The organism is Streptomyces sp. NPDC016640 (assembly GCF_043076215.1).
Taxonomy (GTDB): domain Bacteria; phylum Actinomycetota; class Actinomycetes; order Streptomycetales; family Streptomycetaceae; genus Streptomyces.
The window spans coordinates 122,008-135,545 of sequence record NZ_JBIBRG010000014.1; the positions used below are offsets into that span (position 1 = coordinate 122,008).

The following is a 13,538-nucleotide window of genomic DNA, read 5'->3' on the forward strand; positions in this document are numbered from 1 at the left end:
CGGGCCGGGCGGCCGGCACGCATCTCGGGAGCGACACACGTCCGGGCCGGCCCACGGGGGCCGGCCCGGACGGTGCGGATCAGTGCGGATCAGCGCGGCGAACGGATCAGACGAGGTCGAACCGGTCCAGGTTCATGACCTTGTCCCACGCCTTGACGAAGTCCCGCACGAACTTCTCCTTCGCGTCGTCGCTCGCGTAGACCTCCGCGAGCGCACGCAGCTCGGAGTTCGATCCGAAGACCAGGTCGGCGCGGGTGCCGGTCCACTTGACCTCGCCGGTGGCCGCGTCACGGCCCTCGAACGTGGTCTGGTCCCCGGACGTGGCCTTCCACTGCGTGCCCAGGTCGAGCAGGTTGACGAAGAAGTCGTTCGTCAGGGTTCCGGGGGCCGTGGTGAGAACACCGTGGGAGGACTGCCGGTGGTTCGCGTCCAGGACGCGCAGACCGCCGACGAGGACCGTCATCTCCGGGGCGCTCAGCGTCAGCAGGTTGGCCTTGTCGAGCAGCAGGTACTCGGCCGGCAGCCGGCTGCCCTTGCCGAGGTAGTTGCGGAATCCGTCGGCGGCCGGCTCGAGCGCGGCGAACGACTCCGTGTCGGTCTGCTCCTGCGAGGCGTCCACGCGGCCCGGTGCGAACGGGACCTCGACGTCGACACCGCCCGCCCGGGCGGCCTGCTCGACGGCCGCGGCACCGGCCAGCACGATCAGGTCGGCGAGGGAGATCTGCGGGCCGCCGGTCCGGGCGGCGTTGAAGGACTCACGGACGCCCTCCAGCGTGCCCAGCACGGTCGCCAGCCGGTCGGGGTCGTTGGCCTCCCAGCCGCGCTGCGGCTCCAGGCGGATGCGCGCGCCGTTGGCGCCGCCGCGCTTGTCGCTGCCGCGGAAGGACGAGGCCGACGCCCATGCCGTCGACACCAGCTCGGACACCGACAGGCCCGAGGCGAGGACCTGCTCCTTGAGGGCGGCGATGTCCGCGGCGTCGACGAGGTCGTGGGTCCGCTCGGGCAGCGGGTCCTGCCACAGCAGCGTCTCCGCCGGGACCTCCGGGCCGAGGTACAGCGACTTCGGGCCCATGTCGCGGTGGGTCAGCTTGTACCAGGCGCGGGCGAAGGCGTCCGCGAACTCCTCCGGGTTCTCCAGGAAACGGCGCGAGATCGGACCGTAGACCGGGTCGAACCGGAGTGCGAGGTCCGTCGTCAGCATCGTCGGCTGGTGGGTCTTCGACGGGTCGTGGGCGTCGGGCACGGTGCCCGCCCCCGCGCCGTCCTTCGGCCGCCACTGGTGGGCGCCGGCGGGACTCTTGAAGAGCTCCCACTCGTAGCCGAAGAGGATCTCGAAGAAGCTGTTGTCCCAGGTCGTCGGGGTGTTGGTCCAGGTCACCTCGAGACCGCTGGTGATCGTGTCGGCGCCCTTGCCGGTGCCGAAGGTGTTCCTCCAGCCCAGGCCCTGCTCCTCGAACGAGGCGGCCTCCGGGTCGGCACCGACGTGCTCCGCCGGGCCCGCGCCGTGGGTCTTGCCGAAGGTGTGGCCGCCCGCGATCAGGGCGACCGTCTCCTCGTCGTTCATCGCCATCCGGCCGAACGTCTCGCGGATGTCGCGGGCCGCGGCGACCGGGTCCGGGTTGCCGTTGGGCCCCTCCGGGTTGACGTAGATGAGGCCCATCTGGACCGCGCCCAGCGGGTTCTCCAGCTCACGGTCGCCGGTGTAGCGCTCGTCGCCGAGCCAGGTGGACTCGGGGCCCCAGTAGACGTCCTCCTCCGGCTCCCAGACGTCCGCGCGGCCGCCGGCGAAGCCGAAGGTCTTGAAGCCCATCGACTCCAGGGCGACGTTGCCGGAGAGGATCAGCAGGTCGGCCCACGACAGGCTCTTGCCGTACTTCTTCTTGACCGGCCACAGCAGGCGCCGGGCCTTGTCGAGGTTGGCGTTGTCCGGCCAGCTGTTGAGCGGGGCGAAGCGCTGCTGGCCCGCGCCGGCACCGCCGCGGCCGTCGCTGATGCGGTAGGTGCCCGCGCTGTGCCACGCCATCCGGACGACGAGCGGGCCGTAGTGGCCGAAGTCGGCCGGCCACCAGTCCTGCGAGGTGGTCAGCACCTCGGCGATGTCCCGCTTCACCGCCGGGAGGTCGAGGGCCTGGAACGCCGCGGCGTAGTCGAAGTCCTCACCGAGCGGGTTCGCCACGGCCGGGTTCTTGGCGAGGATCTTCAGGTTCAGCCGCTCCGGCCACCACTGGCGGTTTCCGCCACCCTGGGTGGGGTGCGGGGCGCGCCCGTGCGCGACCGGGCAGCCGCCTGCCTCTCCCGCCTTGGGTTCGGTGACGATCGCGTCGTGGTTCTCGGTCATGGAAGTCCTTCCGGGGCGAAAAGGGTTCGCGCGGTTCACGTACTACGGGAGGTGGAACAGGCGGGGCACAGGCCCCAGTAGATGACCTCGGCCTCGTCGATCGCGAAACCGTGACCGGTGGACGCGGTCAGACAGGGCGCCTCTCCGACCGCGCAGTCGACGTCGGCGACGGCGCCGCAGGACCGGCACACCAGGTGGTGGTGGTTGTCCCCGACGCGTCCCTCGTAGCGGGCGGGGCTGCCGGCCGGCTCGACACGGCGTACCAGCCCCGCCCCGGCGAGCGCGTTGAGCGCCTCGTACACCGCCTGCAGGGAGACGTGCCCTATGCGCCGGCGCACTTCGGAGGCGATCGCCTCGACTCCGAGGTGGCCGCCCCCGCGGACGGTCTCGAGCAGCGCGACGCGGGCGGCCGTCGCGCGAAGGCCCGCGCCGCGGAGTTCCTCGGCGACGGCCGGCGGCCGGGATGCGGTCATGGGGCGAACCTATAGGGCCAGACGCGAGTAATTCCAGAGAACGAACCAGTCCAGTCTTGGGTCGTGTCCGGTAACGGCGGGTGACTCCCGAGTTGCGTCCCGGCCGCTGCGGTGACGCGCCGCGCGACGTCGGACTCCTGCTCGGCGCCGTGTCGCTCGCCCGGTCGGCCCGGCACCACCACGGCGCCCGGTCCCGGCCGGCGGCCGGGACCGTCAGTACAGGACGCGCAGTGCCCCGGGCAGGACCCTGAGTGTCACGGGGAGGGCGGCGTCGACCTCGCCGTCGGCCCCGTAGGGGATGTCGCGGTCGGCCGAGATGCGGACCTCGCGGCCCCGCAGGATCCGCACCTGCGGCCGGTGGACGTGTCCGCCGGTCCTGAGCTCGTTCATCAGGGCGAAGAACAGCCATCGGGGCGCCTGAGCGATCATGACGATGTCCAGCAGGCCGTCGTCCACGCGGGCGCCGGGGGCGATGACGCGGCCCGATCCGTAGTAGCCGGAGTTGGCGGCCACCACCGTGTATCCGGTGTGCGGGTGCTCCTCCCCGTCGACGGTGACCCGGTAACGGGCCGGCCGCCAGGTGGCGGCGGCCCGCAGGCCGCCCGCGTAGTAGGACGCGGAGCCCTTGAGCAGCCCGGGCCGGTTGGCGTGACGGTTGGCGAGCGCGTCCACGCCGGCGTACACACCGCCGAGGACGACGGTGCGGTCGTGGACGGCGGAGCGGACCTCGACGGTGTCGACCGGCCGGGGTGCGCCGTGGAGCAGGACGCGGGCCAGGGCCGCCGGGTCCCCGGGCAGCCCGAGCGCGCGGGCGAAGTCGTTGCCGCGGCCCGCGGGGACGAGGCCGAGTACCGCGCCGGTCCCGCTGAGGGCGCCGCCGACGGCGCCCGCGATGCCGTCGCCGCCGACGGCGAGGACGACCCGCCCCCGCCGGCCGGCGTCGCGGGCCAGTTCCCGCGCGTGGTCCAGGCCGCGACTGTACTCGGTGCACAGGCCGGCTCCCTGCTGCCGCAGGTGCCGGGCCAGGGCGAGCAGCGCGGCCGCCCCGCCGGCCGTGCCCGCGGCGGGGTTGACGACGGCGGTGAACTGTCGCATCGGTGTGCCTCCCGGGCGGCCTGCGGGACGGGGACGAGCGGTGACCCGACGGGGAGCCGGGTCGGTCCGGGTCAGTCGGCGGGCAGGAGGACGCCGGGGTTGAGCAGCCCTGCCGGGTCCAGTCGCCGCTTCACGGCGCGCAGGGCGTCGATGCCCAGCGGGCCGGCCTCGCGGACGTACCAGTCACGGTGGTCGGTGCCCACCCCGTGGTGGTGGCTGATCGTGCCGCCGGCGGCCAGGATCGCCTCGTTGGCGGCGTGCTTGGCACGGGTCCAGTGCGCCACGGGGTCCTCGCCCCGGGCGCAGACCACGGTGAAGTAGAGCGAGGCGCCGTTCTCGTAGACATGGGAGATGTGGCACATGACCAGGGGCGGGGTGCCGGCGCCGGTGAGCGTGGCCGTGAGCGCGTCGCGGACGGCGGCGTACAGGGCGGGGACGCGGGACCAGAACGCCGCCGTCTCCAGCGTCTCCGTGAAGGCCCCGGCGTCGAGGAGCGCGTCGCGCAGGTAGGGGGCCGTGTAGCGGCCGTGGGCCCAGCGCCGGCCCGGTTCCCCGCCGAGGGGTGTTCCGCCGCACTCGCGCAGTACGGCCGCGGCTCCTTCCCGGCGGCGGGCGGTGTCCTCCTGCGTTCCCTCGTAACCGGCGACGGCCGTGCATCCGGCCGGCTGCGGCGGGCCGGAGCCGATCGCGTCGGGGTGCGCGAGGCCGACCAGCGTCTCGGTCTCGTCGGACAGGCGCAGCACGGTCGGAAGGGGACCGTCCTGGGCGAGCCGGCGCAGCGCGGTGGTCCCCTCCTCGAAGGAGGGGAAGTGCCAGCCCTCGTACACGCGGGTCCGCGGGACGGGGCGGACGCGCACCGTCACCGAGGTGATGACGCCGAACGCCCCCTCCGATCCGAGGACGAGCTGGCGCAGGTCGGGACCGGCGGCCGAGCGCGGGGCGCGTCCGGTGTCGAGGGTGCCCTCGGGAGTGGCCAGGGTGAGGGAGAGCACCATCTCGTCGAAGCGGCCGTAGCCGGCGGACGCCTGGCCGCTGGAGCGGGTGGCGGCGAAGCCGCCGATGGTGGCCCACTCGTAGGACTGGGGGAAGTGGCCGAGGGTGAGGCCGTGTTCCGCGAGCAGCGCCTCGGCCCGCGGGGCGCGGAGGCCGGGTTGCAGGGTGGCGGTGCGCGACACCGGGTCGAGGGCGAGCAGGCGGTCCATGCGGCGCAGGTCCAGGGCGACGAAGGCACCGCGCGGCGCGGGGGCGAGGCCGCCGACGACGGAGGTGCCGCCGCCGAACGGCACCGCGGGCAGGCCGTGTCCGGCGCAGACCCGCAGGGCGGCGAGCACCTCGTCGTGCCCGGCGGGCAGGAGCACGGCCGCCGGGACGTCGGCGAGGTCGCCCTCGCGGATGCGCAGCAGGTCGGGGGTGGACTTGCCGCGCGTGTGCCGGAGGCGGGTCCCGGCGTCGGTGCGCACATGGGCCTCGCCCAGGGCCGCGGCCAGGGCGCGGTGGGCGGCGGGCGCGAGCGGGCTGTCGGGGACGTCCACGTCCTCGAGGGCGACGGGTCCGGCCGGGCGGGGCTCCACGCCGAGCAGGTCGCGCAGCAGTCCGGTCACCGTGCCGGGCAGCGGCGTCGCCCTGGCCGGGTCGCCCCAGCCATTCCACAGCATGTCCATGACTGTCATCCTCACCGGTTCGCCCTCGAGCGGTGCCGTCGTCCGACAGCCCTGGGCGTTACACTGTGACACATGACGCCTATTCGTCACAACGGTTCCACGGGTTCGGACAACGACGCGGTACTGGACGCGGTACGGGACTGTGTCCTGGCCGTCGGGGTGCGCCGCACCACGCTCACCGACGTGGCCCGCCGTGCCGGGGTCTCCCGGATGACGCTGTACCGGCGATGGCCCGACGTGCGCACCCTCGTCGGCGACCTGATGACCCGGGAGTGGATCGCCGTGGCGACCGGGGCCCTCCCCGAGCGCCGGCCGGGGGTGCCCGTCCGCGACACGCTCACCGAAGGACTGGTGGCCGCGGTACGCGCCTTCGGCGCCCATCCGCTCTTCCGGAAGATCCTCGACGTGGACCCCGAACTGCTCCTGCCCTATGTGCTGGACCGGCGCGGGGCGAGCCAGGAAGCCCTGCTGGACCTGCTGGCCGGCGCCCTGCGCGAGGGGCACGCCGACGGCTCGGTGCGCGCCGGCCATCCGGCACGGCAGGCCCGGTCGGTGCTGCTGGTCGTGCAGTCCTTCACCCTGTCCCTGCGCACCATGACCGACGAGGACGACCCCGAGCTGGCCGGTGAGGCCTTCCTCGGCGAGCTGCGCGACATCCTGGAGAGGACCCTCACGCCATGACGTCCCTCAGCGGCCCGGTCCCCGGCTCGTCCCTGTCCGCCGCCCGGCGGAGGCGTGAACTGACCGACTCCGTGGGCGGTCCCGCCGTCGACGTGCTGGTCGTCGGTCTCGGCGCCACGGGCGCCGGGGCCGCTCTGGACGCCGCGGCCCGCGGTCTGAGCGTGGTCGCCGTCGACGCCCACGACCTGGCCTTCGGCACCTCGCGCTTCAGCAGCAAGCTCGTCCACGGCGGACTGCGCTATCTCGCCTCCGGACAGCTCGGCGTCGCCCACGAGAGCGCGGTGGAGCGCGGGGTGCTCATGGAGCGCACCGCGCCCCACCTCGTGCGGGCCCAGCCGTTCGTGCTGCCCCTGACTCCCCTGGTCTCCCGCGGCCGGGCGGCGCTGGCCCGGGCGGGCTTCCGGGCCGGGGACACGCTGCGCCTGGCCGCCCGCACGGCGCGGGCCACCCTGCCCCCGCCGCGCCGGCTCTCCGCGGTGGAGACCCACCGGCTGGTCCCCGCCCTGCGCGGCGACGGGCTGCGGGGCGGACTGCTGTCCTGGGACGGCCGCCTCAGCGACGACGTCCGTCTGGTGACCGCCCTCGCCCGTACGGCCGCAGGGCGCGGCGCACGGATCCTCACCCGGGTCCGGGTCCTGGGCCTCGGCCCGGCGGGCGCCCGGGTCCGTGACGAACTCACCGGCGAGGAGGGCGAGATCCGCGCCCGTGCGGTGATCAACGCCTCCGGTGTCTGGGCGGGCGGCCTCGTCGACGGCGTCCGCATCCGCCCCTCCCGCGGCACCCACCTCGTGCTGCGCCCCGAGAGCCTCGGCCCGCTGCCCGCGGGAGTGCACATCCCGGTCCCCGGGGAGAACAACCGTTTCGTGCTCGTCCTCCCCCAGGACGACGGCCGGGTCTATGTCGGCCTCACCGACGAACCGGTGGACGGCGATCTCCCCGACGTCCCGGAGGCACCGGAGACGGACATCGGCTTCCTCCTGGACGTCCTCCGCTCCGTCCTGCACGTCCCCCTCCACCGCGGCGACGTGGCCGGCGCCTTCGCCGGACTGCGCCCGCTGCTGGACACGGCGCCGGAGCGGGGCGGTACGGCACCGAGGACCGCCGACCTCTCACGGCGGCACGCCGTCCTCACCTCCGCCGAGGGCGTCGTCACCGTCGTCGGCGGCAAACTCACCACCTACCGGCGCATGGCAGAGGACGCCGTCGACACCGCCGTACGCGTCCGCCGGCTGCCGGCCGGCCCGTCCACGACCGCCTCGCTGCCCCTCGTGGGTGCCGCACCGCCGCACGTGCTCGCCCGGCTGCCCGCGCCGCACCGCCTGGTCGGGCGCTACGGAACGGAGGCGCCGGCGGTGCGAGCGCTCGGCACGCGGGACGCCCGGCTCGACGAGCCGGTGCTGCCCGGTTACCCGGTCACCGGCGCCGAGCTGCTGTGGTCCCTGCGCCACGAGGGAGCGCTCGACGAGGCGGACCTGCTCGACCGCCGCACCCGCATCGGGCTCGTCCCCGCCGACCGCGCCAGGGCACTGGAGGCGGTCCGCGAACTCCTGGACGGCAGCCTCCTCCCCGGCTCGGGCGGCAGTGGGACGGCGGATCGTCCGGTGTGACTCCCGATCGTGGAGGGTGCGTCGACGACCGGTGAGAACGTGGCCGGGGCCGGCGAGGCGGCAGTGGCCGTGTCGGCGAAGGCCGTGGACGATCGTGCAGACCTGTGGTGCATCTGCTGCGGAACTCCTTCCGCCGTTCCGCCCGCCAGGACCGGGACCGGATCCGCCTTCGACGGCCGGCTCCCAGCCGCCCGCCGGTGACCCGGCCACCCTGGTCACACCGTTCGTCCGACGGAACCCCTGGACCCGGAAGGGACCCCGGCGTCCGCTACAGACCATGGACGGTTGTGAGGCCGGCGAGTCCCGAGATCGTCAGCACGGGAGCGAGGAGAGGAGTGGCCACGAGTTCGACCCGGTCGGCGCGGGCGAACAGTACGTTGAGGCCGGCGCTGTCCAGGTATTCGACGCCGGTGAGGTCGAGCACGACCGGACCGTGCACGGCGTCCAGGGCCGCGGAGAGGGCGTCGGTGTTGGTCATGTCGATTTCGCCGACGGCGGTCAGCAGCGCGGTGCCGTCGGGACGCCGGCCGGGGGTCAGCGTGAGCGCGGTACTCATCAGGCGATCCCCGTGCGCATGTCGACGGTGGTGCCGGCGACGCCGGAGGTGATGGTGACGTGCTGCATCATGGCTCTCATCAGGATCATGCCGCGGCCTCGGTGTGCGTCGGCCTCCGGTCGGGGGGTCCTCCATCGCCCGGTGTCGGTGACGACCAGGCGCAGGTCGTTCGCGTAGGCCTCGGCGCGCAGCCGCACGGGCTCCCCGGGGGCGTGGCGGTGACCGTGTTCGACGGCGTTGGCGCAGGCTTCGCCGGCGGCCACCAGAACGTTGCGCGCCGTCTGCGGGGGCAGCCGGCAGCGTTCGAGCCAGGTGCGCAGCGCCTGACGGACCGGCGCCAGCTGGGCGGACTCGGCGGGAAAGGTGACCTCCAGCGGCGCGGGGTGGCGGTACAGCAGCAGAGCGACGTCGTCGTCGTAACCGCTGTCGGGTGCCAGACGGGTCATGACCTGGGTGGCGAGCTCCTCCACGGTGACGTCCCCGCCGTCCTGGACGACGGCGCCGGCCTGGTCGATGCCGACGCTCAGCGGGCGGCGGCGGCGCTCGACGAGGCCGTCGGTGTACAGCAGCAGGGTGGCCCGGGCCGGGATCGTGCACTCCGCCTCGGGGCGCGCTCGGCCGGGGCGCACCGCCAGGGGCAGGGACCTGCCGTCCTCGAGCAGGCGGGTGGTTCCGTCCTGGAGGGCGAGGATGCCCGGTGGGTGCCCGGCGCTGGAGTAGGTCAGACGGCCGGTGCCGGGGTCGAGCACACCGCAGAAGACGGTGGTGCACAGCGCACCGGCGACGCCGGCGGCGAAGCGGTCCAGGGCCATGAGGGTCTGCGCGGGACTGGCGTCCTGCAGGAGCAGGGCCCGGCAGGCGCTGCGCAGTTGGCCCATGACGCTGGCCGCTTGCAGTCCGCGGCCGACGCAGTCCCCGACGACGATGCCGATCCGTCCGTCGGGCAGCGGCACGGTGTCGTACCAGTCACCGCCCACTTCCAGAGGCCGGGTGGCCGGTTCGTAGCGTACGGCGAAGCCGTCGGGCAGGTGGGAGGGGCCGAGGATCGCCCGCTGCAGGGCGATGGCGGTCTCGCGCTGTTGGTCGATCTGGTGGACGCGGACCAGGCCCTGGGCCAGGTGCCCGGCCAACAGCGACAGCAGCAGTTGGTCCTCGTTCGTGAAGGGCCGGCCGGAGCCCAGGTCCATCCACAGCACCATGGGGCCGTCGGGATGCTCCACGGTGATGCCCGCACTGGTGTGACCGGTGTCCGGGGTCAGCAGGGGCCGCTCCCGCAGGGCGGTGAGCGCTTCACGCCGGTCGGCGGGCAGTTCCCGCCAGTCGGGGGCGGAGTCCGTGGCAGTCAGTACGGGATCCGTGTCGTGGCCGAAGACGACGGCCATCACCTGTCGGGCGCGCCACAGTTCCTTCAGTTCCCCCAGTGCACCGCTCAGGGCTTCGGGCAGGCTCGTGGCCTGGGAGACGCGCAGGCTCAGCGCCGCCAGGGCGCTGTCGCGCTGGATGGTGTAGTGCTCGGCGGTGACGTCCCGGAAGGTGCCGACGATCACGCGGTGCCCGGTGTCGGGGTCCTGGGCGTGGTTGAAGGCGACGTCGATCCACAACCGGTGCCCGTCGCGGTGGGTGACGGGCACGGTGTAGCGGCCGTGTCCCTCCTCCATCAATGCGGCGAAGGCGCGGGCGACCTGCCCGTGGCCCTCCGGACTGCTGCCGGCCTCGGGCCACCAGGGGTGGATCGGGTGGTAGGGCAGGCCCTCGGGGCCGTATCCGAGGATGTCCGTGAACGCCGCGTTGATCTCGACGACCGCGCCTTCCTCGTCGCAGACGAAGAACGCCTCCTGGAGGGAGTCGATCAGAGCGGTGCGCCAGCGGGCCTGGTGGTTCCGCAGACGGGACAGTTCCACGCTGGCCCGCACCCGTGCCAGCAGTTCCGCCGCCGCGAACGGCTTGACGAGGTAGTCGTCGGCACCGGCCTGCAGACCCTCGATGGAGGCCTCCTGCCCGGCCCGGGCGGACAGCAGCAGGACGGGGACGGCCGCGGTGCGCGCATCCGCGCGCAGCTCCCGCACCAGGGACAGTCCGTCGAGGCGGGGCATCATGACGTCGCTGATCACCAGGTCGGGAGCGTCGGAGCGCACGGCTTCCAGGGCTTCGTGTCCGTCGGTGACCGCTTCCACCCGGTATCCGGCGCCCCGCAGGATACGGGTGAGGTACTCGCGCATGTCGGCGTTGTCGTCCGCGATCAGCACTCGTGCCGGAACGACGGGGCCGGAGGTGCAGGCCGCGGCGCCGTCGGACGTGGGCACCACCGGCCCGTCCGCGGCGTACGGGTCGGAGGGCAGCCAGCGCAGCGCCTCCAGGACGTACGGTTCGGCCGTGGCCGAGACCGCCGCGCCGGGTGCGGCCGGTGCCAGGGCGTCCGCGGGCAGATGGCCGGAGCCGAAGGGCAGCCGGACGGTGAAACTGGTGCCCTGGCCCACCGTGCTGTGGGCGGTGATCGTGCCGCCGTGCAGGCCGACGAGCTCCTTCACCATGGCGAGGCCGATACCGCTGCCCTCGTTGGAACGGGAGCGGGCGGTCCCGATGCGGTGGAAGCGCTCGAAGAGCCTGGGCATGTCCTCGGCGGACACACCGATACCGGTGTCGGCGACCGTGACCACCGCGTGGCCGTCCGCGGCACGGACCGAGACGCGGACGGACCCCTCGAAGGTGAACTTCAGGGCGTTGCTGAGCAGGTTGAGGACGACTTTCTCCCACATGCTGCGGTCGATGTGCACCGGTCCGCCGAGCGGGGCGCAGTCGACCTCGAACCCGAGACCGGCCCTGTCCACGGCCGAGCGGAAGACACTGGCCAGCTCGGCGGTGACCGCCGACAGGTCGACCGGCTCGTACCTGGCCTGCATCCGGCCGGCTTCGATACGGGAGAAGTCGAGCAGGCTGTTGACGAGTTTGCCCAGCCGCACGGCGTTGCGGTGCACGGCCTCCAGTTCCTCGAGCACCTGGGGGTCGCCCCCGGCGAACTGCGCGCGGAGCTCTTCCACCGGTCCCATGATCAGTGTCAGTGGGGTGCGGAACTCATGGCTGATGTTGGAGAAGAAGGTGGTCTTCGCCCGGTCCAGCTCCGCCAGTTCCTCGGCCCTGCGCTGCTGGGCCTCGTAGCTGCGGGCGCTGGAGACACCGGACGCGATGTGCCCGGCGACCAGTTCGACGAAACCGCGGTAGCCCGCGTCGAACGGACGGTACCGGTTCAGCCCGGCCACCAGAAACCCGTACGGGGCGCTGCCCTGTTGCAGCAGCGGTACCACCAGGGCCTGGGTGGGCGGCTCCGGCCACTCCCCCGCGGGCAGGGCCGCGAACCGGGCACCGCCGAGCTGCAGCACTCCGGACTCCCCCCGGGCGGGGCCGGCGGTCGGCCACAGGGCATCCGCTGCCTCGGCCGGCAGACTCGCGGGCGCTGCGGGGTGCCCCGCGGTCAGCCCGGTGCATCCCGCCAGCCGGGCCTTGCCGTCCCCCTCGAACAGGTACGTCAGCGTGAACGGAAGGTCGTGCGGGTTGCGGCCGAGCTGCTGCCCGGCGAAGGCCAGCATCTCCTCCTCGGTCCGCACGACGCTGGGGTCCGAGCCGAGGTCCCGCAGCGTCGCCATCCGCCGCTCGCCGATGACCCGCTCGGTCTCCTCGCTGACCACGCACAGCATCCCGACCACCGCGCCGGTGTCGTCCCGCAGGGGGCTGTAGGAGAACGTGTGATAGCTCTCCTCGGGATATCCGGACCGTTCGAGGAACAGCAGCAGTGCCTCGTCCCACGTGGCCTCGCCCGTGGCCAGCACCGCGTCGATCCGCGGGCCGATGTCGTCCCAGATCTCCGCCCACACCTCGTTCGCGGGGCGGCCCAGGGCCCAGGGGTACTTCTGCCCCAGGGTGTCCCGGCGGTAGGCGGCATTGCAGAAGAACGTCAGATCGGGTCCCCAGGCCATCCACATGGGAAACCGGGACGACAGCAGGATGCTGACCGCCGTCCGCAGACTCTGCGGCCAGCCGTCCGGTGGCCCGAGCCGGGTCGCGGCCCAGTCCACCGCGGCAAGGTCTCCGCCGACCTCCGCGTCCGAGGCGAAGACGCCGGTCGCCGCGGTCGGCGACGGGTGCCCGGGATCTGGAGAACGCACTGCAGGAACCCTTTCCTCACGCCGCCCGACCCCAGCCACCGTGTCGGCCGCACCGTAGCCCGCTCCGTCCTCGTGTCCGGAACGAGACGCCCTTTCCACCGGACCGCCCGGGACCCGGCACGAGGCGCGTCCGCCCGGCACGTCCTTCCGGCCCGCTGCCGTGACCGGCTTGTCCTCGTCGGGGGCGATCGCTTCGTAGAATAAGCCGACCAGTCGGTGCACCAGCGCCCGGCATGGGGACGGAACCACTCGCGCAGGAGGCCGCAGGCGATGACATCCAGTGTGCCGACACGTCTTCCCGACCCGGCCGCCGGGGAGGACAGACGCTTGGCCACCGCCCCCGGGTACCCACGTGCGGACACCTTGCCCGCTCGTGTGCTCAGCAGAATCACCTGCCAGGAGAACCGGTGACCGAGCCCATCCTGACCGTCGAACAGCAGGCCCACGAGGCGGGTCCCGTCGTGGTGACGGTGACCGGCGAACTCGACCACCACACCGCGCCACAGCTCACCCAGGTGCTGAACAGTGTTTCCCTCGGCCCCGGCACCCCCCTGGTCATCGACCTGTGCGGACTCACCTACTGCGACTCGACGGGCATCACCGTGCTCGTGACGGCCTACCACCGCACCGAGGCCGCCGGCTGTTCCTTCGGCCTGGCCGGACTCAGTCATGACCTCACCCGGGTCTTCCAGACCGTTGGTCTCAGTCAGGTGTTCACCTTCCACCCCACCGTCGACGACGCCTTCGCCGCGCTGCGCCACTGACCAGGAGCCGGCCCGAGGCCGGACGCCTCCTCCTCGTACTCACCCGTCTCGCCTCCGTCCTGCCGCTGCACGGGACGGGCGGGGGCGTGCTCCCCGGGACGGCCGGTCCGGTAGCCGTCGCAAGGCCCGCCTCGGCCGGGCCGAGGCGGGCCGAACGCCGCGCCGGGGGCGGTCTTCCCCGGCCCACCCGTCGTCACCCTGAA

General features: G+C 73.5%; 9 protein-coding genes. 3 read left to right on the forward strand and 6 right to left on the reverse strand.

The window, feature by feature from the left end:
- Window positions 1–106: 106 nt before the first annotated feature.
- The 4 genes from katG to ACF07S_RS26030 all read right to left on the reverse strand — a co-directional run bounded on the left by katG (window position 107) and on the right by ACF07S_RS26030 (window position 5,567).
- Window positions 107–2,338, reverse strand: a complete 2,232-nt coding sequence (gene katG / locus ACF07S_RS26015) for a catalase/peroxidase HPI (RefSeq protein ID WP_391965892.1) — start codon at window positions 2,336–2,338, stop codon at window positions 107–109.
- Between the two features lie 35 nt (window positions 2,339–2,373).
- Complete coding sequence (locus tag ACF07S_RS26020; RefSeq protein ID WP_391965891.1) at window positions 2,374–2,811, reverse strand: Fur family transcriptional regulator; 438 nt, start codon at window positions 2,809–2,811, stop codon at window positions 2,374–2,376.
- Window positions 2,812–3,024: 213 nt separating this feature from the next.
- A complete protein-coding gene (locus tag ACF07S_RS26025) occupies window positions 3,025–3,906 on the reverse strand; it encodes a diacylglycerol/lipid kinase family protein (RefSeq protein WP_391965890.1) in 882 nt (293 codons plus the stop codon).
- A gap of 71 nt (window positions 3,907–3,977) precedes the next feature.
- Window positions 3,978–5,567, reverse strand: coding sequence for an FAD-binding oxidoreductase (locus tag ACF07S_RS26030; protein ID WP_391965889.1), 1,590 nt, complete (start codon window positions 5,565–5,567; stop codon window positions 3,978–3,980).
- Window positions 5,568–5,639: 72 nt separating this feature from the next.
- On the opposite strand from ACF07S_RS26030, the gene ACF07S_RS26035 reads away from it, so the two are divergent.
- Both ACF07S_RS26035 and ACF07S_RS26040 read left to right on the forward strand, forming a co-directional pair.
- Complete coding sequence (locus tag ACF07S_RS26035; protein ID WP_391975232.1) at window positions 5,640–6,248, forward strand: TetR/AcrR family transcriptional regulator; 609 nt, start codon at window positions 5,640–5,642, stop codon at window positions 6,246–6,248.
- Window positions 6,245–7,855, forward strand: a complete 1,611-nt coding sequence (locus ACF07S_RS26040; protein ID WP_391975233.1) for a glycerol-3-phosphate dehydrogenase/oxidase — start codon at window positions 6,245–6,247, stop codon at window positions 7,853–7,855. The genes ACF07S_RS26035 and ACF07S_RS26040 overlap by 4 nt, the downstream gene beginning before the upstream one ends.
- Before the next feature lie 268 nt (window positions 7,856–8,123).
- On the opposite strand, the gene ACF07S_RS26045 is transcribed toward ACF07S_RS26040, so the two are convergent.
- Both ACF07S_RS26045 and ACF07S_RS26050 read right to left on the reverse strand, forming a co-directional pair.
- Window positions 8,124–8,411: an STAS domain-containing protein gene (locus ACF07S_RS26045; protein WP_391975234.1), complete on the reverse strand. Its 288-nt coding sequence runs from the start codon at window positions 8,409–8,411 to the stop codon at window positions 8,124–8,126.
- A complete protein-coding gene (locus ACF07S_RS26050; protein ID WP_391975285.1) occupies window positions 8,411–12,388 on the reverse strand; it encodes a SpoIIE family protein phosphatase in 3,978 nt (1,325 codons plus the stop codon). The genes ACF07S_RS26045 and ACF07S_RS26050 overlap by 1 nt, the downstream gene beginning before the upstream one ends.
- A gap of 590 nt (window positions 12,389–12,978) precedes the next feature.
- Here ACF07S_RS26050 and ACF07S_RS26055 point away from each other — a divergent pair.
- Window positions 12,979–13,335, forward strand: a complete 357-nt coding sequence (locus ACF07S_RS26055) for an STAS domain-containing protein (RefSeq protein ID WP_391965885.1) — start codon at window positions 12,979–12,981, stop codon at window positions 13,333–13,335.
- The last annotated feature ends 203 nt before the right edge of the window (window positions 13,336–13,538 follow it).

Bases quoted from the DNA above. Each gene is read 5' to 3' on its own strand.
- ACF07S_RS26045 (WP_391975234.1), bottom strand. From the start codon at position 8,411: ATGAGTACCGCGCTCACGCTGACCCCCGGCCGGCGTCCCGACGGCACC.
- ACF07S_RS26030 (WP_391965889.1), bottom strand. From the start codon at position 5,567: ATGGACATGCTGTGGAATGGCTGGGGCGACCCGGCCAGGGCGACGCCG.
- katG (WP_391965892.1), bottom strand. From the start codon at position 2,338: ATGACCGAGAACCACGACGCGATCGTCACCGAACCCAAGGCGGGAGAG.
- ACF07S_RS26050 (WP_391975285.1), bottom strand. From the start codon at position 12,388: ATGTGGATGGCCTGGGGACCCGATCTGACGTTCTTCTGCAATGCCGCC.
- ACF07S_RS26020 (WP_391965891.1), bottom strand. From the start codon at position 2,811: ATGACCGCATCCCGGCCGCCGGCCGTCGCCGAGGAACTCCGCGGCGCG.
- ACF07S_RS26040 (WP_391975233.1), top strand. From the start codon at position 6,245: ATGACGTCCCTCAGCGGCCCGGTCCCCGGCTCGTCCCTGTCCGCCGCC.
- ACF07S_RS26035 (WP_391975232.1), top strand. From the start codon at position 5,640: ATGACGCCTATTCGTCACAACGGTTCCACGGGTTCGGACAACGACGCG.
- ACF07S_RS26025 (WP_391965890.1), bottom strand. From the start codon at position 3,906: ATGCGACAGTTCACCGCCGTCGTCAACCCCGCCGCGGGCACGGCCGGC.